Genomic DNA, 24,388 nt, shown 5'->3' with positions numbered 1-24,388 from the left:
CTCCTTCAGGCCGCGCATCGCGCGCCCAGCGCCTCGATCATCTGCTGGCAGGCGGCGAGCTCGCCGGCGAGAATATATTCGTCCGGCTTGTGGGCGCGCCCGATATCGCCGGGGCCGCAGATGATCGCATCGAGCCCGGAGCCTTGGTAAAGTCCGGCCTCCGTCCCGTAGCTGACGGCTGCTAAAGGCGCTTCGCCGGTCAATTCGCGCAGCAGTCCCGCCAGAGCCGAGTCTTGCGGCAGCGACAGCGCCGGATAGGCGCTGATCGGCTTCCATTCAACAACATAGCCTTGAGCGGCAAGAGCTTCAGCCCGCGCCTTGACCGGGGTGAGCAAGCCAGCCGGTTCGATGCCCGGTATTGCGCGCGCCTCCAGGTCGAGCGTGCAGCTGTCGGGGATGATGTTGACCGACTGGCCGCCTGCGATCACACCGGCCTGCAGCGAGGAATAGGCCGGCTCGAAGGTTGGGTCGGACGGGCCATGCATCAGCCGCTCCGCTTCACTCACGGCGGCGCTCAGCACATCGGACATCGCATGGATGGCGTTAAGCCCAAGATCCGGTCGCGAGGAGTGGCCGGAGCGGCCGCTGATGATTACGCGGGCGGCCGCCTTGCCCTTGTGGCCTCGCACGGCGCGCATGCCGCTCGGCTCGCCGACGATGACGCCGAGCGGCTTGGCGCAAAGCTCGGGCAGCCCGGCGATCAAATGCGGCACGCCCCGGCACCCGATCTCCTCGTCATAGGAGAAGGCGAGGTGGATCGGTCTGGCGAGGCGCAGCCGCACAAGCGCAGGCACAGCGGCGAGCGCGGCGGCGAGAAACCCCTTCATGTCGGTGGTGCCGCGTCCGTAGAGCCGTTCGCTCTCGCGGCGCAGCGAAAAAGGGGCCGAACTCCATTGCGGCTCGCCGGCGGGGACGACGTCCATATGACCGGATAGGATGTAGCCCGGAACCTCGGCCGGGCCGATGGTGGCGAAAAGATTGAAACGGTCGCCCTCTGGCCCTGGGAGCAGGGTGACCTTCGCGCCTTGTTCGGCGAGATGAGCCTCGATCCAGCCGGCAATGTCGCCGTTCGGCTTGCCGGCGACCGACGGAAAGGCGACGAGACGGTCGAGGATGTCGAAGACGTCCATTCCAGCCCTCAGGGCATTTAGGGTTTTGCCGGCATCGATGCCGCATGCTGGCGAATTTCCGCAGAGGATGGGTGCGTTCCCACGCGATTGCATGCCGAAAGCGGAAGTGTTTCAGTTGAATCTTGCGTTGGTGCACGGCTTTCGAGCAAATCCTGTGGGGTTTGCTTGTCTAGCGTTGGCGGGCACGGGGCAGCGGTCTGCTCGCCCGTTGATTTTTGAGGGTTCTTTATTTTTGAGGGTTCTTTCAGGGCCATGGAAGTGAAGCCGTCCGAGAGCTTGAAAATCGATGCCTTCTCCATGCGTATCGGCGACGTCCAAGATGTCGACCTAGAGAGGTTGCACGCGCTCTCCCTGTCGGTGGGATGGCCGCATCGCGCCGAGGATTGGCAATTCCTGCGTGAATCGGGCCAAGGCTTCGTGGCGCTCGATGAGATCGGCCGGGCTCTCGGTTCGGCCATGTGGTTCCCGCACGGCGCCAATTTCGCCACCTTGGGGATGGTCATCACCTCGCCGCGGCTTCAGACGCAGGGGGCGGCGCAATGGCTGATGAAGCGGATCTTCGACAGGATCCCCGGGCGCGATCTGCGCCTCAATGCAACCCGTGCTGCGCGGCGGCTTTATCTCTCCCTCGATTTCCAGCCGGAGAAGACCGTCTATCAATGCCAGGGCATCGCCCGCGTGCCGACAGCGGGCCGGCCGACGGAGGCGCACGGTAGCGTCCGGACGTTGGACGCGGGCGATATTGCGGCAGCGATCGCGCTGGACGCGGCGGGATTTGGCGTGAGGCGCACAGCGCTCGTTGAAAAGCTCTTCGGGCAATCGGCCGGCTATGGGCTTTTCGACGGGAACAAGCTGACCGCTTTTGCCCTCTGCCGACCGTTCGGACGGGGCCATGTCATAGGGCCGGTGGTGGCGGGAAGCGACCCCGACGCCCTGGCGGTCGTCAGGCCGCACGTGGCCGACCATTCGGGATATTTCCTCAGGATCGACACGCACATGGACAATGGCGAGTTCGCCGCCTTCCTGTCGCACAGCGGAATGCCGGTCTTCGACACGGTGCTGACCATGTCGAAGGGCAAATGCCTCGCCGATTTTTCCGACGGCGGCTCGGCTAGGCCGAAGACCTATGCCTTAGCAAGTCAGACCCTCGGGTAGTTGTCGATTGCTTCCTTCCCCCGGACGCGAGTGGAGGATGGGAAACGGGGGCATGGCTGAGGCTACGGTCATCATCATGGCTGCCGAGCCGTCAGCCTAAACGGTTTCTACATGGGCGTTGGCTCGTTCCATGATCCAGCCTCTGACGGTCCTCACCACGCTGCCTTTCGAAAGCTGGCTCTCCGAAAGATAATAGGTCCATGGACTGGCGGCTCGCACGGGAAAAGGCTCCACCAGAAGCCCGCGGCTGATATAGGTTCTGGCCAGCGAATATTGCGTGGCGACGCAGCCCGCACCCATCGCCGCCAGTTCCAGCGCGATGTTCGAGGCGTTCGTGGTGATGCCTTTCTCATAATCCGAAATGTCGATCTGCAGCGCGTCGCCCATGCATTGCCAATATTCTTGGCGGCCATGCACGAAGATCCAGTCGACGTTGAGGATATCGCGCGGCGAGCGCAGACCTTTCGGGCCGGACAGCAGGCCGGGTGCGCAGAGGATGGCGAGCTGGTCGTTCCACAGCGGAACGCCACTCGGAGGGCGGTCGTCGAAGCGGCGGGTCGAGATGGTGATGTCGGCGATCTGCTCGCTGAGGTCTTCCCAGATCGTGCCGTGCAGAACGACCTCGATCTCCGGATGGATTTGCCGGAACGCCGCCATGCAGCCGGCCAGCCAGTTTTCGGCCAGGCTCATCGGACAGGAGATGACGACCGTCCTGTTGCGCGAGGAGGCGACGATCGCCTCCGTGGCGTGATCGATCTGGTCGAGCGCCTGCCGCAGCGTCGGCAGGAAAGCCTCGCCCATTTCGGTCAGCTTCAGGCTGCGCGGATAGCGCACGAAAAGCTGCCGGCCAAGATAATGTTCCAGCCCCCGCACATGATTGCTGACGGCCGCCTGGGTATAGCCGAGCTCGTTGGCAGCAAGGGTGAAGCTGAGATGCCGCGCCGAGCACTCGAACGAGCGGATATAGTTCAGTGGGGGTGGCGGCTTCATGCGATCGCTCCTTGGCAAAGCGAAAACTAGACCGGCTTCGTTGGCCTCCGCAACCGCCTTGACCTCGATTTTTTTGTGCGATGGCGCCAAACTAATTACGTGCCGGGGTCATGAGACCAAATTATTCGTAGTTATCTTGGAGCGATCGGGACGGGAAAGGTGGCGCCATGGACCAGCGGACGGCGGAAGGTGAGTCTGCTTCCACCGCATTTGCCCGTGTTGCCGACTTCGTGCTGCGCAGGTTGGCCGGCGCGTTCCCACGCGATGTTCTGAAATCGGCAGCCCTGCAGTTCCTCGACACGATGGGCATTGCCATCGCCGCCGGCCCGATGCAGGCGGGGCAAATCGCGCGCGACGCCGCGGTTATGCTCTACGGTTCCGGCGCCGACCGGCACGCGGCGAGGATGATCTTCGACGGCAGGCGCGCCAGCATGGCCGGCGCCGCCTTCGCGGCAGCGACCCAGACCGACAATCTCGACGGCCATGATGGTTACCCGCCGACCAAGGGGCACATCGGCGTGGCGGTTATCCCGGCGCTGCTTGCGCTCGCAGAAGAAAAGCCGGAGTTGACCGGCCCCGAGGCGCTTGCCGCGATCGTCGTCGGCTATGAGATCGCGGGGCGGGCCGGCATTGCGCTGCACGCAACCGTCTCCGATTATCACACCTCCGGCGCGTGGAATTCTCTTGGCGTGGCGGCGGTCGCGGCCCGCCTGCTTTCGCTTGACGACGATCAACTGCGCCATGCTTTCGGCATCGCCGAGTATCACGGGCCGCGCAGCCAGATGATGCGCGAGATCGCAACGCCGACCATGCTTCACGACGGCTCAGGCATGGGGGCGCTGGTCGGGCTGTCGGCCGCCGTGCTTGCCGAAGCCGGTTTCGCCGGCGCGCCGGCGATCACTGTCGAGGCGCCGGAGGTCGCGGCACATTGGGATGACCTCGGCCTGTTCTGGCAGATGACCCGGCAATACATAAAACCCTATCCGGTCTGCCGCTGGGCCCATGCCGCGATCGACGCGACGCGCGCGCTTTGCCTGCAGCATGGGCTTCGGCCGGAAGACATACGCAAAGTCCATGTCAACAGCTTCCACTATGCGGCGACGCTGTTTGCCGGCATGCCGGACACGACATCAAAGGCGCAGTACAGCCTGCCCTTCGCCGTGGCCACGATAATCCTCCATGGTCGGATCGGCGTGGAGCACATTTCGGGCTCGGGTCTGCGCGATGCCGCCGTCGCGGACATGCTGAAGCGCGTCGAGGTGAACGAGGCGGCGAAGCACAGCGACCGTTTCCCCGCCGGGCGCTGGGCCGACGTGCAGATCGAGACGGTTGACGGCCGGCGGCTGGAGTCCGGAGATGTCCACGCACGCGGCGGCCCCGAAGCCCCGTTCAGCGAAGCCGATATCGTCGCCAAGTATATGGAGTTTGCGTCGCCCGTTCTCGGCTCGACCAGGGCCGCCGCGATCCGGGACGGTATTCTCGGCCTGATCGACGCCGACCGCCGGTTTTCCGAGCTGACCGCTCTCGTCTACGATCCTCCTGGCGGCCAGGGCAGCCATGCCGCTTAGGCTGCTCAAATACGGGCTTAGCCGCGACTATCCGGTGACGGGCGACATTCCCGCGACGCCTGAGCTGAAGCCGTCCTATGACGTGGTCATCGTCGGTGGCGGCGGGCATGGTTTGGCCTGCGCGCATTATCTGTCGAAATACCATGGTATCGCCAGCATCGCGGTGCTCGAAAAAGGCTATCTGGCCGGAGGCAATACGGCACGCAACACCACGACGATCCGCTCCAATTACATCACCCAGGAAGGCGTCGCTTTCTACAAGGAAGGCGTTTCGCTCTTCGAAGCGCTGTCGCAGGAACTCGACTTCAACGTCATGTTCTCGCAGCGCGGCCAGCTGACGCTCGCACACACGGAAGCGACGCTGCGCGCCTTCCATCTGCGCGCCGAGATGGGCAAGCATATGGGCACGCGCACCGAGGTGATCGACGCAAAAGAGATCGAGAAGCTGGTGCCCGAACTCAACATGGATCGCGGCGGTGCGCTCGAGATTCTCGGCGGCCTCTGGCATGCCGACGGCGGCACGGCCCGCCACGATGCGGTTGCCTGGGGCTTCGCCGCGCAGGCCTCGCGCCGCGGCGCCGAAATCCACCAGCGCACCGAAGTTCAAGGTTTTGAGGTCGAGAACGGTCAGGTGCGCGCTGTGGTGACGAACCGCGGACGGGTCGCCTGCGGCTCCGTGCTCATCGCCGCCGGCGGCATGAACTACGATGTTGCCATGATGGCCGGCGTGGAACTGCCGATCCGCTGCTACCCCTTGCAGGCAATGGTGACGCAGCCGCTGAAGCCCTGGCTCCACACGCTGGTCTCGTCCGTGTCGCTGCACACCTATCTGGTGCAGTCTTCGCGCGGCGAGATCGTCATCGGTGGCGGCTCGGATCCGTACCAGCTCTATTCGACCCGCTCGACGCTGGACATGAAGGAGCATCTGGCGGAAGGCGCCGTGCATCTCTTTCCCTTCCTGCAAGGCGTTCGGCTGCTGCGGCAATGGGCCGGCATCACCGACATGACGCCGGACTACAGCCCGATCATGGGCGCCAGCCCGCTCGCCAATCTGTGGCTCGATTGCGGCTGGGGCACCTGGGGCTTCAAGGCGACTGCGGTCGCCGGCAAGCGCCTGGCGGAAACCATCGCCAGGGGCCGGGTTCCCGACCTGCTGAAGCCGTTTGCGCTGGAGCGCTTCGAGAAGTTCCGACTGCTCAACGAAATGGGCGCCACGGCGGCGAGCCACTGACCATGAAGCTGCTTGACTGCCCCATGAACGGCCCGCGCAACATCGACGAATTCCAGTCCTTCGGTCCGCTGCGGCAGGGGCCCGATGCGGACGCTGCCGCCGACGCAGAGTGGGCAAGGCATCTCTTCCGCGCGGACAATCGAAAAGGTGTGGTGGTCGAGTGGTGGCGGCACGTGCCGAGCAACTTCTTCTTCCTCGCCGAGCGCGACGTCGTCACCAACGAGATCATCCGCACCTACGCCCCTGGGAGCCGGCCATGACGCGGCTTGGCACGCCATACGGCTCGCGCCTCGACCGGACGCGGCCTATCCGCTTCACCTTCGAAGGCAAGGCTTATCATGGCTTTGCCGGCGACTGCATCGCCAGCGCGCTGGCGGCCTCGGACCAGTGGGTCCTGTCGCGCTCGTTCAAATACCACCGGCCGCGCGGCATCATGACCATGGCCGGCGCGGAAGCGAACACGCTGGTGCAATTGCCGTCGGAGCCGAATGTTCCCGCCGACCTGACGCCGCTCCAGGACGGCATGATGGTGATGGCGCAGAACGTCAACGGCTCGCTGGAAAACGACCGCGATGCGGTGATCGACCGCTTTGGACGTTTCCTGCCGGTCGGCTTCTACTACCGCACCTTCATGGGTCCGAGACAGGACAGCTGGCTCCGCTTCTGGGAGCCGATGATCCGTCGCAAGGCGGGGCTCGGGATCGTCGACGTCAAGGCGCCGCATCTGAGTTTCGACAAGGCGCATCTTCACTGCGACCTGCTGGTCGTCGGCGCGGGGCCGGCGGGTCTATCGGCTGCGATCTCGGCCGCACAAGCCGGCGCCGACGTGCTGTTGTGCGACGACAATCCCGAAATTGGCGGTTCGCTGACCTATCGCCGCTGCGATCCGGGCATATTGTTCAGTCTGGCAGCCAAGGCAGCCAAGCTCCCCAATCTGCGCATCATGACCGGCACCATCTGCAACGGCTGGTATGAGGACAATTGGCTGCCGCTGATCCAGGGCAACCGGCTCTACCGAACCCGCGCCCGCGAGGTTGTCCTGGCGACAGGCGCCATCGAGCAGCCGGCGGTGTTCCGCAACAACGATCTGCCTGGCATCATGACCGGCGGCGCCGTGCAACGATTGCTCCGCCATTACGCGGTGCAGCCTGGCCGGCGGGCAGTCGTGCTGGCCGCCAATGACGATGGCTACGACTGCGCGCTGGATCTGGTCGAGGCTGGCGTCGAACTGGCCGCGATCGTCGATCCTCGGCCAAATGCCGGCGACCGCGCCGGTGAGCTTCGGGCCAGAGGGATAGGGATCCTCGCAGGCGCCCCGATCGAGGAAGCGTCCGGGACGCGCGGCAACAGGCACGTCGCGCGAGTCCGCATTGGCAGCCGCTGGATCGACTGCGATCTCGTGGCGGTCTCCGTCGGCTCGGTGCCTGCCTGGCAGTTGCCCTGCCACGCGGGAGCGATAGTCGGCTACGACGATGCGACGGCGAGAACGACGCTCAGTCTGCCGGAGGGCGCGGCCGTCCGGCTGGCAGGCGCCGTTGCCGGCAAATCGCGGTTGCAGTCTGCGATGGCCGACGGGCGTCGCGCCGCGCGCGAGGCTCTGGGGCGGCTCGGCCACGGCGATCCTCCTGACGTGCAGAACGAATGCGAGCCCGACCCCGCTGCCTGGGCACAACCGCTCGCCGGCGACGCCAAGGGCCGCGACTTCGTCGATTTCGATGAGGATCTGCAGGTCAAAGACCTGCGGAATGCGGTCAAGGAAGGCTATCGCGAACTCGAACTGGTGAAGCGCTTTTCCACCGTCGGCATGGGGCCTAGCCAGGGCCGCCATTCGGCGCTCGCCACGGCGCGGATCGTCGCCGTAGCGACGGAGCGTGGGGTTGGCGAGGTGGGCGTCACCACGGCGCGGCCGCCGACCGGACCGGAGAAGCTCGGCGTGCTCGCCGGCCATCACGAGCCGTTGGAGCGGCGCACCGCGCTGCATGCGCGCCATCTCGCACTCAACGCTCGCATGAAGCCGATCGGTGCCTGGCGGCGGCCGTATTTTTACGGGCCGGAAGACCGGATAGACGGCCTGGTCCGCGAAGAGATCGCCGCGGTCCGCAACGGCGTCGGCATGCTCGACGTGTCGACTTTGGGCAAGCTGGAGATCCGCGGTCCTGACGCCGGCGCCTTCCTCGATCGGATGTACACGATGGCGCATGCCAACCAGCCCGTCGGCCGCGTCCGCTACTGCCTGATGCTCAACGAGATGGGCACGGTTATCGATGACGGCGTCGCCTATCGTCTCGCCGATGACCTGTTCTACGTGACCGCGACGACCGGCGCCGTCGCCCGCGTGCAGGCCGACATGCTGTTCTGGAATGCGCAGTGGCGGCTGAAGGTCGACGTGCTCAACGTCACGGCGGCATTTTCCGGCATCAACGTCACCGGCCCGAAGGCGCGTGAGGTCTTGCAGGCGCTAGATGGCGATATCGAATTCTCGCGCGACGCTTTCCCTTATCTCCACGGGCGCGAAGGCATGCTGGCCGGCGTGCCGGTGCGTGTGATGCGGATCGGCTTCACGGGCGAGGTGAGCTACGAGCTCCACTGTCCTTCGAGCTACGCGGTCGCGCTGTGGGACGCTTTGTCCGAGGCCGGCAAGCCGCATGGCCTGGGTCCCTATGGACTCGAAGCCTCTCGCATGCTCCGGCTTGAAAAGGGGCATATCCTGATCGGCCAGGATACCGACGCGCTGACCACGCCCGACGAGCTCGGTTTCGGCTGGGCGGTTTCGAAGAAGAAGCCCTTCTTCGTCGGCAAGCGGTCGATCGAGATGCGGACGAGGCTTGGCGAAACGCGCCGGCTCGTCGGTCTCTCTTTCGAGGGTGCAAGCAATATCCCCGGCGAGTCCTGCCTGGTGCTGCGCGGCGGCAACCCGGTTGGGCAGATCACTTCGATTGGCTTCTCGCCAACGCTTGGCCACACAATCGCGCTGGCCTATGTCCATATCGACGACGCTGCTCCCGGCAGCAAGGTCACGGTGAAGTGTCGCAGCGGCGAATTGGTGCAGGTGCCGGTGATCGGTCACGCCTTCGTTGATCCGCAGAACGTCCGGCAGGAGATGTAACGATGGCCGGTCTTGCCATGCGGACATTTCCCCTGTCGCCGGACGGCTCGGCCGCCGAAGCAGTTCTGCCAAACGGGCAGCTGATAGTGACCGATCTGACGGCCCGATCGCGCTTCGGCATCAAGGGTCCGGGCAGTTCAGCCTGGCTCGAAGCGCAGGGTCTCTCCTTACCGCCCGTCAATCGCATCGCCATACAGGGCGGCGTCAGGCTGCTAAGACTTGGCAGCGAAGATTTCCTGGCGATTGACGATATAGGGGCCGGTGGCGCCGCCGCAAAGCTTATTGCCGACTGGCAGGCCGAGAAGGACCCGCGCGGCTATTGGTCCTGGCGCGAGGAGGGCTGGAGCTGGATGCGACTTTCCGGCCAGTCGGCAGAAGCGGTGATGGCGAGGCTTTGCGCACTGGACCTCAGGCCTGCCCGTTTTGCCGATGACGAGATCGCGCAGACGCGCGTCGCCCATCTCGAAGCCGTGCTTGTGCGCAGCGTGGGGGGCTTCGATATCTTCTTCGACATCGCCTCGACAGCATTCTTTATCAGAACAGTCGACGCGGCGGCGCAGCTCGCCGACGGCGACACGACGACCCGGGAGAACCATCGATGAACAGCGTGCAAGGCGTCATTGCGCCCATCCTGACGCCCTTCGACAAAGACGGCAGCGTCGCCCGCGATCTGTGGGTCAACCATGCGAAATGGGTGCTTGCTCAGGGCGCGCATCACCTTTCGCCGTTTGGGACGACCGGCGAGGCGCTGTCGCTGTCGCCGCGCGAACGCATGCAAGCCCTGGAGTGGCTGGCCGAGGCCGGCATCCCGGCGGATAAGATGATGCCCGGCACAGGCGTGACCGCGCTGCCCGAGACGCTCGAACTCAGCCGGCATGCCCTGGAACTCGGCTGCGCCGGCGTCATGGTGCTGCCCTCGTTCTTCTACACCGCGGCGGGCGATGACGGGCAGGCGCGCTACTATTCGGAACTGGTCGAGAAAGTCGCCAGCCCGAAGCTCAAGCTGATCCTCTATCACATCCCGCAGAATTCCGGGGTGTCGGTATCGCCGGCGCTGACGGCGCGGCTCAACGCGGCATTTCCCGAAACCGTTGTCGCCTACAAGGACAGTGCCGGGACCTGGGACAACACCGCCGCCGTGATCGCGGCGGCGCCCAACGTGTCCGTCTTCCCGAGTTCCGAGGGCCAGCTTACCCAAGGCCTGGCCGCTGGCGCGGCGGGCTGCATTTCCGCTTCCGTGAACCTCAACGCCAGGGCTATACGCGCCGTGTATGACGGCGCCCGCGCCGGCCGCGACGTCTCAGCCGCCGATGCCGCCATAAAGGAATTTCGAAAGGCGGTTCAGACCGCCGGGCTGATCGGCGGCATGAAAGCGGCACTTGCCGTGCGCTCCGGCGACCAGCGCTGGCTCAATCTGCGCGCGCCGCATGAGAACACCAGCCCGCAGGCAGGCAAGGCTTTGCTCGAGGCGCTGGGTCCTCTTGCCGATCACATTCCAGGTCCGAGGCGGGGCTGAAATGTCCGCGCGGCCGACAATCATCGTCAGCAGCGACGCGCCGGACGGGCCGATTGCGGTGCTGGCGGAAACCCATCCAGATATCAGGGTGCTTGGCTGCGACAGCTACGAGGCGCTTCCCGACCTGATTGCGGACACCGGCGCCGAGGTGGTGTTCACCATCAAATTCGACCGGGGATCGCACTATCCGCGCGCGGCGCTGGTCGAGAGCCCGACCGTGCGCTGGGTTTCGGTCGGCGGCTCCGGCACCGATCACCTGCGCCCCTGGGATCCGACCAAGGTGACGATAACCAATTCGGCCGGCGTCGCCGCCGACATGATGGCCGAATATGTCTTCGGCGCGATGCTTTCCTTCTCTCTTGGCCTGCGCGGCTTCGCGCGCGAGCAGGCTGCCAGGAGTTGGACGGCCGGCAAGGTCGAGCCGATCCAGGGCAAGACGCTGCTGATCCTTGGGCTCGGCAAGACGGGGCAGGCGGTCGCCGCCCGGGCCAGGGCCTTCGGCATGACGACCCTGGGCGTGCGCGCCAGGCCGAAGCCGACCGACTACATCGATGAGGTGCACGGCATGGCCGACCTGCCCAGGCTGTGGGGCCGTGCCGATTTCATCTTGTGCGCCGTGCCGCTGCTCGAAAGCACACGTGGCATTGTGGGCAGCGAAGCCTTCGCGGCGATGAAGCCTTCGGCAGTGCTGATCGACGTTTCCCGCGGCGGCATCGTCGACGAGGCGGCGCTCCTTGCGGCGCTCGACGGTGGCCGGATCAAGGGCGCGGCGCTCGACGTCTTCGCCGTCGAGCCGCTGCCGCCGGCGCATCAGCTGTGGGGCTACGAGAACGTGATCGTCACGCCGCATTGCTCGTCCGTCTACGACGGCTGGGACGTGAAGTCGGCACGCATGTTTGCCGAGAATCTCACCCGCTACCGGCGTGGCGAGCCTTTGGCGAATGTCGTCGATCCGGGACGCGGCTATTAAGGAGGACAGGCCGATGACAGCGCATGACAGGCGAAGCGGCGGACGGCGCACCAGAGCGGCCGGGCGCAGTGGCGGCGGCATTGCGCAACTGCCCTGGCAGCGGGTCACAAACCCCTACGCGCCGATGCAGATCCTCGACGAGGAGCAGATGGACAAGCTCCACCGCACCTCGATGCGCATCCTGTCCGAACTCGGCATCCGCGTCATGGGCGAGAAGGTGCTGGGTATCTTCGAGGCCGCGGGCGCCATCGTTGATCGGGCCGAGAACACGGTGCGGATCGACGAGAGTATCGTCAGAGAAGCGCTTAGGAACGCGCCATCGTCCTTCTCGCTAAGCTCGCGCAATCCGGACAAGCAGATCCGCATCGGCAGCAATTCGCTGGTGTTCGGGCTGGTCGCCGGGCCGCCCAATGTGCATGACCGCATCAACGGCCGCCGGCAGGGCAATCTGGCTGACTATGAGAACTTCATCCGCCTCGCGCATCATTTCAACGCGATCCATATCATCGGCAACCAGGTGGTGGCGCCTATGGAGCTGCCGGCGAATTCGCGCCATCTCGACACCTATCGCGCCAATCTCACGCTGTCGGATCTGAGCTTCCATTGCTCGGCGATCGGCCGCGGCCGCGCCATGGATAGCATCGCCATGACGGCGATCGCACGCGGCACGACCATCGAGGCACTGCGCAATTCGCCGGGGGTCACGACGATTATTTCCGTCAACTCGCCGCGCCTGTTCGACGAGGCGATGGCCGAAGGCCTGATCGCCATGGCCGAGCACGGCCAGCCGGTGACGATCACGCCCTTCACCCTGATGGGCGCCATGACCCCCGTGACGCTGGCCGCCGCTCTTGCGCAGCAGAATGCCGAGGCCCTGTTCGGCGTGACGCTGACGCAACTGGTCAATCCCGGCACGCCGGTGATGTATGGCGCCTTCACGTCCAATGTCGACATGCGCTCCGGCGCGCCCGCCTTCGGCACGCCGGAGAACGCCAAGGCCAACATCGTCGCCGGACAGCTGGCGCGGCGCTACAACCTTCCTTACCGCACCTCCAACGCCAATGCCTCCAATGTGGTCGACCTGCAGGCGGCCTATGAGACCGAGATGGCGACCTGGGGCGCGGTGCTCGGCGGCGCGAACCTGATCTATCACGCCGCCGGATGGCTGGAGGGCGGGCTGACAGCCTCCTACGAGAAGCTCGTCCTCGACGTCGAGATCCTGCAGAACATGATGGAGTTCCTGCGGCCGATGCCGTTCGAGGAGGACGACCTCGGCTTCGAGGCGATCAAGGCCGTGCCGACCGGCGGACATTTCTTCGGGTCGGAGCACACCATGGCGCGCTACGAGACCGCCTTCTACCGGCCGATGCTGTCCAATTGGCAAAATTACGGCAGCTGGCAGGAAGCGGGCGGCCACGATGCGCTGGAGCGGGCGACGCAGCTCTGGCGGCAGGCACTCAGCGACTACGAGGAACCGGTTATGGATCCAGCCATCCGCGAGGAGCTGGACGCCTATGTCGCGCGCCGCAAGGAGGAGATCGGCGCCGGCGAGCCCTAAGCGCCTGGAGTTCAACGAAAGAAAGGGGAAGCGCATGACAAGACAGCATTTGCTGGGCACAGTGTTAGCCCTCGCTCTTACCGCATCGGCACACGCCGCGAACGTCAAGGTGGTCAATGACGACGCCTGGTTCGCCGAGGGCCCGATCTGGTACCAGGACAAGCTTTTCTACGTCGAATACGGCCGCGGCACTGTGGACGTGTGGGACGGCAAGAAGAACGCGATTTTCTGGAAGATGGATGGCTGCGGCCCTTCGGCCGTGCTGCCGACTTCGACGGGCGAATTCGTCGTCACCTGCTACGACAACAACACGATCGGCCGCATCTCGGCCGACGGCAAGACGCTGCCGGCCTACGACAAGGACACCGACGGCAAGCCGTTCAGCGGCCCCAATGATTTCGCGCCGGACAAGGACGGCGGCATCTACTTCACCGGCTCCGGCAAGGGCGGTCCGCTGATCGACGCGTCGGCCTACTACATCGGCAAGGACGGCAGCGTGAAGAAGGTGGCTGGCGACCTGCACAATGCCAATGGGCTGGTCATGTCGAACGACGGCAAGATGCTCTACCTGGTCGAAACCGAGGACAACCGCATCATCGAGTTCGATGTCGGGGCCGATCACAGCTTGAGCAACCGTCGCGTCTTCCTTCGGCTCGACGATCTGTTCCCGAACCAGCCGCATATCTGGCCGGACGGCATCAAGATGGACAATGCCGGCGAGATGTATATCGGCCAGAGCCCGCGCTCGCTCGACGCGCCGGGCAAGATCATAGTGGTGGACAAGGACGCCAAGCTCTTGCGCACGCTTTCGGTGCCGTCGCCGTCCATGCCGAACTTCGCCTTCGGGCCCGATGAAAAGGAGCTTTACGTGATGGCCCTCGACCAGATCGATGCAGCACCTTGGCACGGCAAGGTCTACGAAGTGCCGAATAAGTAGCTGCGATCGTCGTGATCGTCGCATAGGAAAGGAGGCCGGCCGCTTTGCAGCCGGCCTTTGCTTTCGCGCGATGACCGCTCAGCCGGCCATCCAGCCGCCGTCCACCATCAGGTTGATCCCGGTGACGTATGTCGCAAGGTCGCTGGCCAGGAAAAGCGCCGCGCCGGCGACATCGTTCGGCTCGCCAAGCCGCGGCCATGGCGTGCGACGGCGCGAATAGTCGAGCGCATCTGGATCGTTGGCGATGCCCGGCTTGCCGGTGATGATCTTGCCGGGAGCTATCGCATTGCAGACGATCAGGTCGTCGGCGTGATCGACCGCGATCTGGCGCGTCATCTGCACGATCGCGCCCTTGCTGACCGAATAGGGGAAATCGCCTGGGCAGGCGACCATACCGTGCTGCGAGGCGATATTGATGATGCGCCCGCGTACGCCGTTGACCGGCTCCTGCTTGAGCATTTGCAGAACCGCCTGTTGCGAGCAGTAGAAGAAGCCGGCGACGTTGACGTCGATCACCTTCGCCCATTGCTCCGGCGTGGTCTCGAGCAGATTGGTCGAGGTGTAGATCGCGGCGTTGTTGACCAGGATATCCAGCCGCCCGAACCGGTCCACCGCCTGCCGCATCATGGTTATGACGGCCTGCTGATCGGCAATGTCCGTGGTGATGAAGATCGCCTCACCGCCAGCCGCTTCGATCAGCCGGACCGATGTCTCGCCGCCTTCGATAGGCCCCTCGCGCGTATCGGCGATCACCACCTTCGCGCCGTCTTGCGCGTAGCGTTGCGCGATGGCGCGGCCGATGCCGGAGCTCGCGCCGGTGACAATGGCAACCTTGCCGTCCAGAAGACCCATCTTGCCCGCCTCAGCTTTCCCGCCGCACCACTTGGCCTTGTCCCGACTTGACCAGCGCGCCGTCACGCATGATTTCCTCGCCGCGCAGGAACACCTGCCGCAAGCTTGCTGAAATGCTCCAACCGTCAAACGGCGTGTAGCCGGCCTTTGATTTCTGGTCGGCATCGCGGATGGCAAAGGTTCGCGTCGGGTCGATGACGAGGATGTCGGCATCGTGGCCGACGGCCAGCCTGCCCTTGCGCCGGCCAAGCCCGAACCGGTCGGCCGGATTGGCCGCGCACAGGCGCGCGATGTCGCGCAGCCCAATCAGGCCTTCGTCGACGAGCTTGAGCATGACGGAGAGCAGCGTCTGCAGTCCGGGCATACCGCCCGGGATGTGCGCGAAAGCCGGATAGTCGGCGGCCTTCTCGGCAGGGCTGTGTGGCGCGTGATCGGTGGCGATGACGTCGATCAGCCCGGCCGCTACAGCCTCGCGAAGCCGCTGCACATCTTGCCTCGGCCGGAACGGCGGTGATCCCTTCAGTCGCGCGCCTCGCTTTTCGTAGTCGTCCGCGCAGAAGAACAGGTTCTGGGGTGTCGTCTCGACGCTGGCATCGGCAAGATCGCGCAGGCGCCGCCAGGTCTCGACGCCGAGCGCCGAGTTGATCTGGCGGACATGAACGCGCGCGCCGGTCTCGGCCGCCGCCAGCAGCGCCCGCGCGATGCCATTGGCCTCGGCCAGTGGTGGCCGGCTTTCGCGGAACGCTGCGATGTCGCCAGAATGAACGCGCGCGGCGCTGCCCACGAGCAGCGATTGATCGCCGGGCGAGATGCCGACGATCGTCTTGAGCGAGCTCATCCGCTTGAGCGCGTGAAGAACGGTGTCCACCGTCGGAAAAAGAAACGGCTCTGGGACATCCGCCGTGAAAAGCTCGAACGACACCGGGGCAAGCGCCGCGAGCCTTTCGAGACTGTCCAGCCTCTCGCTGACAACAGCCTGGAAGCCGACATCGACGTTGAGCTTGCCTTCGGCCATCGACATCTTCTCGGCAAGCTGGTCTGCCGTCGCCGTCCAGGGCTCGTCGGTCGGCATGTCGAGCACCGTCGTCACGCCGCCGAGCGCGGCCGCATGCGTGCCCGACGATAAGTCTTCCTTGTGGGTCAGTCCCGGTTCGCGCAGATGCGCGTGCGCATCGACGAGACCGGGCAGCAGCAGACAGCCGCTTGCGTCGATCACCTTCCGTGCTTCGGCCGCGTCTCCTGGCTGGATCAGGGCCGCGATCCTGCCGGCGTTGATGGCAATGTCGCGGCGGGCTTCGCCCTCCGCGTTGACGATCGTCGCGCCGGTGATGAGGGCTTCGAACATTCCGCTGTTCAGCCGGCACGCTTGCCGGCAAACGTCCGGTGATTGTCGAGCCAGTACCGCGCGATGTCGGCGCGCCGCATGAAGATCGCCCCCGGCGTCTTTTGCACGTGCTCGATCACCTCGCGCAGGCCGGACGCCCGGTTCGGCTGACCCATCCAGCGCGCGTGCACGCAGATGTTGAGCATCCGTCCGCCCGTCTCTTCCGCCTCCCAAAGCATGTAATCGATGGCCGAGCGGCAATCCTCGGCGAAGTCGCGCGGATTGCTGTAACCCGGCGCGATGAGGAAGCGGCTGTCGTTGAGCGTCTTGGAATAGGGCACGACCAGGATTTTCTCCTCACCATGGTCGACGAAATAGGGCAGCTCGTCGTTGCAGGGATCGGAATGGTAGAGAAAGCCGCCCTCGCGCACCAGCAGATCGCGGGTGTTGACGCTTGGAAACGAGCGGCAGTTCCAGCCGAGCGGGCGCCGGCCAAGCACCTTCTCGTAAAGCGCGATCGCTTCGTGCAACTGCCGCTCCTCTTCCTCGCGCGGCATGCCGGGATAATCGGTCCAGCGCAGCCCGTGACCGAGCAGGTCGTGGCCGCGCGCATTCATCCACTTGGCGACGGCGGGATTCTTCTCCAGCGCCACCGCGCAAGCCGACACCGTGATCGGCACATCGTAGCGGTCGAACAGCCGAGCCAGCCGCCAGACGCCGGCGCGGCTGCCATATTCGAAATGCGTTTCGGTGCCGAGGTCGCGATGCGGTGAAAGGCCGGGGTTGTTGTATTCGCCCCAATTGTCGTTGCGGCCGTCATCCAGCCAGTTGTACTCCGACCCTTCCTCGTAGTTCAGCACGAGATTGATCGCGACTGTCGCGCCGCCCGGCCAGGTGACATAGGGCGGGTTCGGTCCATAGCCGACGAAGTCGCGCGGCTGGACCGGTTGTGAGGCAGCGCTTGTCATGGCAATCCCTCTCACTTCGTCTCGTTGGCCGAAATCCAGTCCATATAGGCGTGGAACGCCTCCTTGCCCGGGCGCGGCCGCCATGCCGTATCGCGCATGATCCTCGCGATGTCGTAGGCGCCCCACATGCCGCCTTTCAGCGACACGTCCTGTACGATATTGGCGTCTTCTCCGGGCGTCACCTCAACCTTCAGCGCCGGAACGCGCTCCTTTGCCCAGGCGATGATCTCGCCGATGGTCTGGCTGGAGCCGGAGCCGATATTGTAGTGGCGGTAATTGAGGCGCGGCGCATCGAGCAGCGCGAGGATCGCGGCAGCGACATCGGTCGAGGCAAGATAGTCGCCCACCGGCTCCAGACTGTTCGGCCGGATCGTTTCGCCGGCCAGGGCCATGTGCGCAACACGGTTGGGGACATGGCGGAAGTTGCGGCTCTCGGTCGCGCGATCCATCGGGCCGTAGACGGAAGCAAGCCGGACCGAAACCGCCGACAGGCCGAAGAGGTCGGCATAGCGGTTGGTCACCATCTCGGAGGCGAATTTGGAGATGCCGTAAAGCGTCAAGGGCGCGACGTAGCCGTCCTCCGGCAGCGGCTCGCCGCTCCAGTCGGGGCCATTGTGCCGATAGATGGCTCCCGAACTGACATAGACGAAGCGCTTGACGTTGGCCCGCGCGCGTGCCCATTCGAGCATGCGCACGGTGCCCATGAGATTGACATCGACGATGCGAGCCGGGTCCTCGGCCTCCGGCTGGCGCTTGGCCTCCAAGGCGCTGCCGCGCGAAATCGGTGTGATGGTCGCGCCATGTACGATCGCGGTGACGTGCTCGTTGTCGAGCGCGCCGGACCACCCCGTCGGGTCGAGGATATCCGCGCTGATCACTTTGAGCCGGTCGCGCACCGGAGCGAAATGCCTTTCGGCCGCGGCGTCGAGGCCGGCGCGATCCAGGATGACGGCGCGCGCGCCAGGGTCGCGGTCCAGCCAGGCACGCGCCACCACACTCATGACGAAGCCGGTGCCGCCTGTGACGAGAAGGGTCATGTCTTGAAGCCTCCTATGCTGGAAATGGATTCAACGCACCGCATAGCCGCCATCCACCAGGAGGTCGGTGCCGGTGACGAAGGAAGCGTCGGACGAAAGCAGAAAGGCGCAGGCGGCTGCGATCTCTTCGGGCTCGGCAATTCGTCCGAGCAGATGCGCAGGCCCTAGACCCTTGTCGGCCGCCTCCAGACTGGGCCAGCGCTGCAGCAGGCGCGCGGTCGCGACCGCTCCCGGTGACAGGCTGTTCACCCGGATGTTCTGATCCGCATGGTCGACGGCCATGGCCTTCGCCAGATGCACAAGCCCCGCCTTCGCCGCGCAATAGGCCACCGCCTTGCCGACGGCGACGCGCGCGAATTGCGAGCCGATGAAGACGATCGACCCGCCGCCGCTCGATGCCATCAGCGGCACCGCGAATTTGGAGATCAGGAACGCGCCGGTCAGGCTGACGTCGAGTTCCAGCCGCCACTTGTCCACTGCAAGGTCGGCGACGGTGCCGTCGGTCGAGGGAGCCGCGGCGTTGTGGACTAGACCGTCCAGCCGGCCGAATGCTTGAGCTGTCGCGTCGACAGCATCTTGGACCGAGTCCTGATCGGTGACATTACAGTCGATAGCCAGAGCACCTGGCCCAAGGCTGGCGGCAAGCGCCTTCGTCGCTGCCGTGTCCCGATCCGCGCAGGCGACACGGGCTCCCTCGTCGGCGCAGCGGCGCGCGATCGCCGCGCCGATGCCGCTCGCGGCGCCGGTGATCAGAACGAACTTGCCATCCAGACGGTGGGGAAGGGCGCTGTTCACGGCTCGCCTCCGCACGGCTGCGCAACCGCGACACCGACCGGGCGCCGCCGCAGATTGATGCGAGCCGCAACCGCCACCAGAATGCCGCCTGTGCCGAGCACGAACAGCATGGCCTGCGGCGCGGTACGCTCCATCAGTCCGGCGGCGAGACCCGGCGTCAGGATGTTGCCGACCGAATAGAGCAGAAGCAGCGTCCCCGAAGCGGCCACCATGTGCCGGCTGTGCATGCGCGAATTGGCGAAGGCGATGGCCACAGGATAGACCGTGAGCGCGGTTGCTCCATAGAGGAAGAACAGCAGGAAGAGCAGCGGCAGCGGTCCGCTGCCCAGCCAGGCGATAGAGGCGCATAGCGACACGGAAAGCAGTCCCTGGACAAGCAGCATGATGCGCCTGTCGAACCGGTCGGACAGCCATCCGATAGGCGTCTGCGCCAGCATGCCGGCAATGCTGACGGTCGTCACCAGGCCGACAGTGGCGGCGGCGGACAGTCCGATCTTGGCGCCGTAGATTGGCGTCAGCACGAAGATGTTCATGTTGGTGATGCCTGCCTGGAAGATGCTGACCACCGTTACCGGAGCGAGACGCAGCAACTGGATGACGCCGTAGCGTTCGTCATGCGCCGGGATATCGGCCAGGGACGGCTCGGTTTGCTCGGCGGGCAGGGCAGGCCAAGGCCTGGAGACAAACCGTGCAAGCGCCGACAAGAGCACCGTCGCCGCGCTGACGGCGAACAAATGCGGCGAATGCGCGCCGACGATCTCCAGCAGCAGCTGTCCGAACAGCACCGCGACCGCCGTCGTCAGCATGTAGATGGAAAACAGCCTGCCGCGATTGTGCTGGTCGGCATAGAGGTTGATCCAGCTTTCGCAGACAACGAACATCGCCGCCATGGCAAGGCCGCCGAGCAGTCGGAAGCAGAGCCATGCCGGCATGGAATCGGTGAGCGCGAACCCCGCGGCGGCGAGGCTTGCAAGCACGGTTATGGCGAAGAAGGCGCGCTCATGGCCGACGCGCGACACCAGCGGACGCGCGACGAGGCAGCCGATGAGAAATCCGACCGGGTAAGCGGTCAGCACCAATTGCACTTCGGAGGGGTCGATTCCCGGCGCGCTCAATGCAAGCGAGACCGCGGTGGTCAGCATGGCGCTGCCGGTGCCGGCCAGGCAGATGCGCGCCATGATCGACAGGATGGCGCGCGACCGTTCGGCCTGACGCCAGAGGCGGCCCAGTGAAGCTGGCCTCGTCATGAACGGTCGCTCGCCTCGTCCGCAAGCCTGGGACTCTCCAGCGCTTCCGCCGGAATGTGGCAAGCGATCTCGTGCGTGGCGGACATCCTGCGGATCGGTGGCGGTTCCCTGTCGCAGATCGAACCCAGCTTGCGATGGCAGCGGCTGGCAAAGCGGCAGCCGCGCGGGACATCGACGGGGCTCGGCGTGTCGCCGGTCAGCGTGATGCGGTTGCGCTCTGCCCCTTCCGGTTTGGTGCTGCGGATCGCCGAGATCAGCGCCTCGGTGTACGGATGGGTCGCGCCGCCGAAGATCTCCTCGACGGTGCCTTTTTCCATCACCTTGCCGAGATACATCACCACGACCTTGTCGGCGACGTGGCGCACCAGCGCCAGGTCATGGCTGATGAACAGCATCGTCGCATGCCGGGTCTTCTGGATGTCGAGCAGCAGCGTCACCACGGCCGCCTGCACGGAGACATCCAGCGCCGACACAGGCTCGTCGGCGACGATCAGCGACGGATCGGAGGCGAAGGCGCGGGCGATGGCGATGCGCTGCTTCTGCCCGCCGGACAACTGGCTCGGCCGGCGGGCGGCGAAGTCCGGCGAAAGCCGGACCATCTCCAGCAGCTCGCGCATGCGCTGGTCGATGGCCGCCTTGCCCTTGCGGATGCCGAACTTCTTCAGCGAGCGACGGATCGAGAAGCCGGCGCTGTGCGACGGATTGAGCGTCGAATCCGGATTCTGGAACACCATCTGGATCGATTGCAGCAGGGGCTTCGGCCGCGCGCTCGCTTCGATCGCGGCGATGTTTTCGCCAGCCATGCGGATTTCGCCCGAAGTGGCGCGGTCGAGGCCGGTGACGATACGCGCCAGGGTCGACTTGCCGCAGCCGGATTCGCCGACCAGCGCGACGATCTCGGCCTTGCCGGCCTCGAAGGATACGGCCTCATTGGCCTTCAGTGTCTTGTGGTAGCCGAGGTGATAGAACTTGGTGATGTCGGAGAAAGTGATCTCGGCTGCCGGTGCCGCACTCTCGCCGGATAGCGGCGGAAGCTCCCGATGAGCCACCTCGAGTTCGGGCCAGCGCACGCAGCGCACAACATGCCGCTCGCCGACCGGTTCCAACGTCATGCCAGCCCGGTCGCACAGGCCGGCGCGGAAACCGGCGCAGCGCGGACCAAACAGGCAGCCGCGCGGCCGCTCCGACGGCAGCGGGATATTGCCCGGAATGGCGGCAAGCGTGCGGCTGTGCTTGCCCTGCCCGATATCGGGAATGCAGTCGATCAGCCCTTGCGTGTAGGGATGGCGTGGCCGGCCGAACAGCTCGCGCGTCGGCGCCTCCTCTACCAGCTCGCCGGAATACATGATGCCGACCCGGTCGCAGCTTTCGGCGATCAGACCGAGATTGTGCGAGATGAACAGCAGGCTGGTTCCATAGCGACGGCGCAGCTCGCCGATCAGATCGATCACCGCCGACTCCACCGTCACGTCGAGACCGGTGGTCGGCTCGTCGAGCAGGAGCAGCGACGGCCGCCCGAGCAGCGCCATGGCGATGACGACGCGCTGCTGCTGGCCGCCCGACAGCTGGTGCGGATAGCGCTTCAGCATGTCGCCGGCATCGGGCAGGCGCACGTCTTTCAGCATGGCGGCTGCCATGTCGAGCGCCTCGACGCGACTTGCGCCGAGATGAAGCATCGGCACCTCGGCAAGCTGCGCGCCGATCGTTTTGACCGGATTGAGCGCGCTCATCGGGTCCTGGTAGACCATGGCGATGCGCCGTCCGCGTATGGCGCGCAACTTATGCGCCGGTGCGTTGACCAGTTCCTCGCCTTCGAAGCGGATGCTGCCGCCGGCGACGACGCCTGTCGCACCGAGATAGCCCATGATCGCCATCGCCGTGGTGCTCTTGCCGCAGCCGGATTCGCCGACCAGCCCGAAGCTTTCGCCGGGCTTCACCTCGAAAGACAGCTTCGGCACCGCAACGATTGTCTCGGCCTTCCCGCGAAACTCGATGCGCAGATCTCGGACAGCGAGGAGCGGCGTCTCGGACGCACGCTCGCCTTGCGTCGAAATTGGCTCGGCGACCATCGTCATGGCTTCCAGGCCTCCCGCAGGCCGTCGGCCAACAGGTTGAAACCCAGAACCAGGCTGACGATGGCGATTGAGGGCAGCACCGACATCAACGGCCAGACGTTGAGCACCGTCGTGCTTTCCTTGACCATGCCGCCCCAGTCCGGGTTGGGCGGCGGCAGGCCAAGGCCAAGGAAGCCGAGAATGCCGATGGTGATGATGGTGTAGCCGATGCGCAGACAGGCATCGACGATCAGCATGCCGCGGCAGTTGGGCAACAGCTCGACAAGCATGATGTATAAAGTACTTTCGGCGCGCAGCCTTGCGGCGGCGATGTATTCCTGCTCCTTCAGGCCGAGTACCAGCCCGCGCGTTATTCGCCCGATTCCTGGCGCCGAGGCGATCGTCGTGGCGATGACGATGTTGATTATCGATGGCCCGATATTGGCGATCAGGATGACGTAGAGGACCAGCACCGGGAAGGCGAGGATGATGTCGGAAAGGCGGCTGATCACGGTATCGATCCAGCCGCCGTAATAGCCGGCGATCATGCCGAGCGTGATGCCGACGATCATGGCGACCGCGACCGAAAGCGGCGCGACGACCAGCACGGTGCGAGCGCCGAAGATCAGGCGAGACAGCTCATCGCGGCCGAGAATGTCGACGCCGAGCCAATGCGCCGCCGATGGCGTCGGGTCGGCTAGCGCCATCACATCCTGCTCGGTCGGAGAATAGAGCGGCAGCACCGGTGCGAGGATCGCCGCAAGCACCCAGAAGCCGACCAGGAACAGCCCGACCAGTGCGGTAGGCGAGCGCAGGATGCGCGCCCATTTCAGGCGTGCCCTGCCCGTTGCCTTGACGGCTGTCGCCTCCATAGCTCTCTGCTCGACCAGTGCGCTCATCGCAATCTTATGCGTGGATCGAGCAGCATGTAACCGAGATCGCCGACGAATTGCGTCGTGACCGCGATGGCGACGGTGATCAGCGTGGCCGCCTCGATGGTCGCGATATCGCCGAAGAGGCTGGCATCGAGCAGCAGCCGACCGAAGCCGGGATAGGCGAAAACGAGTTCGGTCACCACCACGCCGCTGATCAGGAAGTTGATCTGCAGGAGCAGCACCGTGAACGGGGCGATCATCGCGTTTCGCAGGGCATGGCCGATGACGACCTGGCGTGTGCTCATTCCCTTCAGTACCGCGGTGCGGATGAAGGGCTTTTCCATCACCCCGATCATGGACACGCGGATCATGCGCGCGACATAGCCGAAATCATAGATGACGAGCACCGCCACCGGCAGCACGAGCTGCGAGGGAACGGACCAGCCGCCCTCTGTATCGAGCGGGCTGGTGCCCGGCAGCACCGGCCAGAGAATGACGAATAGGGTGACCAGAAACACGCCCGACGCGAATTCCGGGATCGAGGTGAAGGTTATGCAGATCACCGACAGGAGCCGGTCGAGCACGCCGCCTTCCTTCAGGCCGGATAGGATGCCGAAGACGATCGACAGCGGCACGATCAGCAGAAAGGCCAGCCCGGCCAGGATCGCCGTATTGCCGAGCCGGTTCCAGATGACGTCGTTGACGGGCAGCTTGTTCAGCGTCGAATAGCCGAAATTGCCGAAATACTGCGCGCCGCGCGGATCCTTGAAATTGAGCCCGGTGCTCGGGTCCTGGAGCGGATCCGGAATGATGCCGAGCAGCACGCCCGCCCAGCGCCCGTAGCGCACCAGCAGCGGATCGTCGGCCCTCAGCTTCTTGGTCAGGAAATCGACCTGCTCTTGCGTCGCGAACGGCCCGAGCGATTTGCGCGCGACGCTGCCCGGGGTGAACTCGCAGACGGCGAATACCAGAAACGACGCCGCGACCATGGTGAGCAGCATCATCGCCAGCCGTTTCGCCACGAATATTGCCATCAGCCGGACGTTTCCGTTCTGGGTGCGAGTGGAAAGGAACG

21 protein-coding genes are annotated in these 24,388 nt (G+C 65.1%); 10 read left to right on the top strand and 11 right to left on the bottom strand.

Going from position 1 to position 24,388, the window contains the following annotated elements; all coding sequences use genetic code 11:
- Nucleotides 1–5 precede the first annotated feature (5 nt).
- Nucleotides 6–1,130 (bottom strand): acetylornithine deacetylase, encoded by a 1,125-nt coding sequence (gene argE / locus CK221_RS01125; RefSeq protein WP_095776342.1) that lies wholly within the window; start codon nucleotides 1,128–1,130, stop codon nucleotides 6–8.
- Between the two features lie 252 nt (nucleotides 1,131–1,382).
- Between argE and CK221_RS01120 the strand changes: the two genes are divergently transcribed.
- Nucleotides 1,383–2,285, top strand: a complete 903-nt coding sequence (locus CK221_RS01120; RefSeq protein WP_095776341.1) for a GNAT family N-acetyltransferase — start codon at nucleotides 1,383–1,385, stop codon at nucleotides 2,283–2,285.
- Nucleotides 2,286–2,381: 96 nt separating this feature from the next.
- Here CK221_RS01120 and CK221_RS01115 read toward each other — a convergent pair whose 3' ends face one another.
- A complete protein-coding gene (locus CK221_RS01115; RefSeq protein ID WP_095776670.1) occupies nucleotides 2,382–3,275 on the bottom strand; it encodes a LysR substrate-binding domain-containing protein in 894 nt (297 codons plus the stop codon).
- Between the two features lie 167 nt (nucleotides 3,276–3,442).
- Between CK221_RS01115 and CK221_RS01110 the strand changes: the two genes are divergently transcribed.
- Genes CK221_RS01110 through CK221_RS01070 form a run of 9 tightly spaced genes read left to right on the top strand, consistent with a single transcriptional unit; the run spans nucleotide 3,443 to nucleotide 14,161 of the window.
- Nucleotides 3,443–4,843, top strand: a complete 1,401-nt coding sequence (locus CK221_RS01110) for an MmgE/PrpD family protein (protein ID WP_095776340.1) — start codon at nucleotides 3,443–3,445, stop codon at nucleotides 4,841–4,843.
- The gene (locus CK221_RS01105; protein ID WP_066989151.1) at nucleotides 4,833–6,074 is read left to right on the top strand and encodes an FAD-dependent oxidoreductase; all 1,242 of its coding nucleotides are present in this window, start codon (nucleotides 4,833–4,835) and stop codon (nucleotides 6,072–6,074) included. The genes CK221_RS01110 and CK221_RS01105 overlap by 11 nt, the downstream gene beginning before the upstream one ends.
- Nucleotides 6,075–6,076: 2 nt before the next feature.
- A complete protein-coding gene (locus tag CK221_RS01100; protein ID WP_095776339.1) occupies nucleotides 6,077–6,334 on the top strand; it encodes a sarcosine oxidase subunit delta in 258 nt (85 codons plus the stop codon).
- On the top strand, nucleotides 6,331–9,180 hold the full coding sequence (locus tag CK221_RS01095; protein ID WP_095776338.1) for a 2Fe-2S iron-sulfur cluster-binding protein: 2,850 nt from the start codon (nucleotides 6,331–6,333) through the stop codon (nucleotides 9,178–9,180). The genes CK221_RS01100 and CK221_RS01095 overlap by 4 nt, the downstream gene beginning before the upstream one ends.
- Nucleotides 9,181–9,182: 2 nt before the next feature.
- Nucleotides 9,183–9,782 (top strand): hypothetical protein, encoded by a 600-nt coding sequence (locus CK221_RS01090; protein WP_095776337.1) that lies wholly within the window; start codon nucleotides 9,183–9,185, stop codon nucleotides 9,780–9,782.
- The gene (locus CK221_RS01085; RefSeq protein ID WP_095776336.1) at nucleotides 9,779–10,696 is read left to right on the top strand and encodes a dihydrodipicolinate synthase family protein; all 918 of its coding nucleotides are present in this window, start codon (nucleotides 9,779–9,781) and stop codon (nucleotides 10,694–10,696) included. Before CK221_RS01090 ends, CK221_RS01085 begins: the two co-directional genes overlap by 4 nt.
- Before the next feature lies 1 nt (nucleotide 10,697).
- Complete coding sequence (locus CK221_RS01080; protein WP_095776335.1) at nucleotides 10,698–11,666, top strand: D-2-hydroxyacid dehydrogenase; 969 nt, start codon at nucleotides 10,698–10,700, stop codon at nucleotides 11,664–11,666.
- A 13-nt stretch (nucleotides 11,667–11,679) separates the two neighbouring features.
- Complete coding sequence (locus tag CK221_RS01075) at nucleotides 11,680–13,224, top strand: trimethylamine methyltransferase family protein (RefSeq protein ID WP_095776669.1); 1,545 nt, start codon at nucleotides 11,680–11,682, stop codon at nucleotides 13,222–13,224.
- A gap of 34 nt (nucleotides 13,225–13,258) precedes the next feature.
- On the top strand, nucleotides 13,259–14,161 hold the full coding sequence (locus tag CK221_RS01070) for an SMP-30/gluconolactonase/LRE family protein (RefSeq protein ID WP_179295054.1): 903 nt from the start codon (nucleotides 13,259–13,261) through the stop codon (nucleotides 14,159–14,161).
- A 78-nt stretch (nucleotides 14,162–14,239) separates the two neighbouring features.
- On the opposite strand, the gene CK221_RS01065 is transcribed toward CK221_RS01070, so the two are convergent.
- The 9 genes from CK221_RS01065 to CK221_RS01025 are packed head-to-tail and all read right to left on the bottom strand — an operon-like array spanning nucleotide 14,240 to nucleotide 24,347.
- The gene (locus CK221_RS01065) at nucleotides 14,240–15,013 is read right to left on the bottom strand and encodes a glucose 1-dehydrogenase (protein WP_095776333.1); all 774 of its coding nucleotides are present in this window, start codon (nucleotides 15,011–15,013) and stop codon (nucleotides 14,240–14,242) included.
- A 10-nt stretch (nucleotides 15,014–15,023) separates the two neighbouring features.
- Nucleotides 15,024–16,358 carry a dihydroorotase family protein gene (locus CK221_RS01060; RefSeq protein WP_095776332.1) on the bottom strand — a complete coding sequence of 445 codons (1,335 nt, stop codon included), beginning with the start codon at nucleotides 16,356–16,358 and terminating at the stop codon, nucleotides 15,024–15,026.
- Nucleotides 16,359–16,366: 8 nt separating this feature from the next.
- Entirely contained in the window at nucleotides 16,367–17,305 is a 939-nt protein-coding gene (locus tag CK221_RS01055) for a polysaccharide deacetylase family protein (RefSeq protein ID WP_095776331.1), read from the bottom strand.
- Nucleotides 17,306–17,316: 11 nt separating this feature from the next.
- Nucleotides 17,317–18,342: an NAD(P)-dependent oxidoreductase gene (locus tag CK221_RS01050; protein WP_095776330.1), complete on the bottom strand. Its 1,026-nt coding sequence runs from the start codon at nucleotides 18,340–18,342 to the stop codon at nucleotides 17,317–17,319.
- 30 nt (nucleotides 18,343–18,372) lie between these two features.
- Nucleotides 18,373–19,137 carry an SDR family oxidoreductase gene (locus CK221_RS01045; RefSeq protein ID WP_095776668.1) on the bottom strand — a complete coding sequence of 255 codons (765 nt, stop codon included), beginning with the start codon at nucleotides 19,135–19,137 and terminating at the stop codon, nucleotides 18,373–18,375.
- A complete protein-coding gene (locus tag CK221_RS01040; RefSeq protein ID WP_095776329.1) occupies nucleotides 19,134–20,384 on the bottom strand; it encodes an MFS transporter in 1,251 nt (416 codons plus the stop codon). Before CK221_RS01040 ends, CK221_RS01045 begins: the two co-directional genes overlap by 4 nt.
- A complete protein-coding gene (locus CK221_RS01035; protein ID WP_095776328.1) occupies nucleotides 20,381–22,459 on the bottom strand; it encodes an ABC transporter ATP-binding protein in 2,079 nt (692 codons plus the stop codon). The genes CK221_RS01040 and CK221_RS01035 overlap by 4 nt, the downstream gene beginning before the upstream one ends.
- A complete protein-coding gene (locus tag CK221_RS01030) occupies nucleotides 22,456–23,337 on the bottom strand; it encodes an ABC transporter permease (protein WP_245430555.1) in 882 nt (293 codons plus the stop codon). Before CK221_RS01030 ends, CK221_RS01035 begins: the two co-directional genes overlap by 4 nt.
- Nucleotides 23,334–24,347, bottom strand: coding sequence for an ABC transporter permease (locus CK221_RS01025; protein ID WP_066989127.1), 1,014 nt, complete (start codon nucleotides 24,345–24,347; stop codon nucleotides 23,334–23,336). Before CK221_RS01025 ends, CK221_RS01030 begins: the two co-directional genes overlap by 4 nt.
- Nucleotides 24,348–24,388: the final 41 nt, after the last annotated feature.

The sequence above is a fragment of the Mesorhizobium sp. WSM3868 genome (genome assembly GCF_002294785.1).
Lineage (GTDB): Bacteria > Pseudomonadota > Alphaproteobacteria > Rhizobiales > Rhizobiaceae > Mesorhizobium.
Note: the sequence above shows the minus strand (reverse complement) of the source record. Positions and strands in the feature narration are given on the sequence as shown.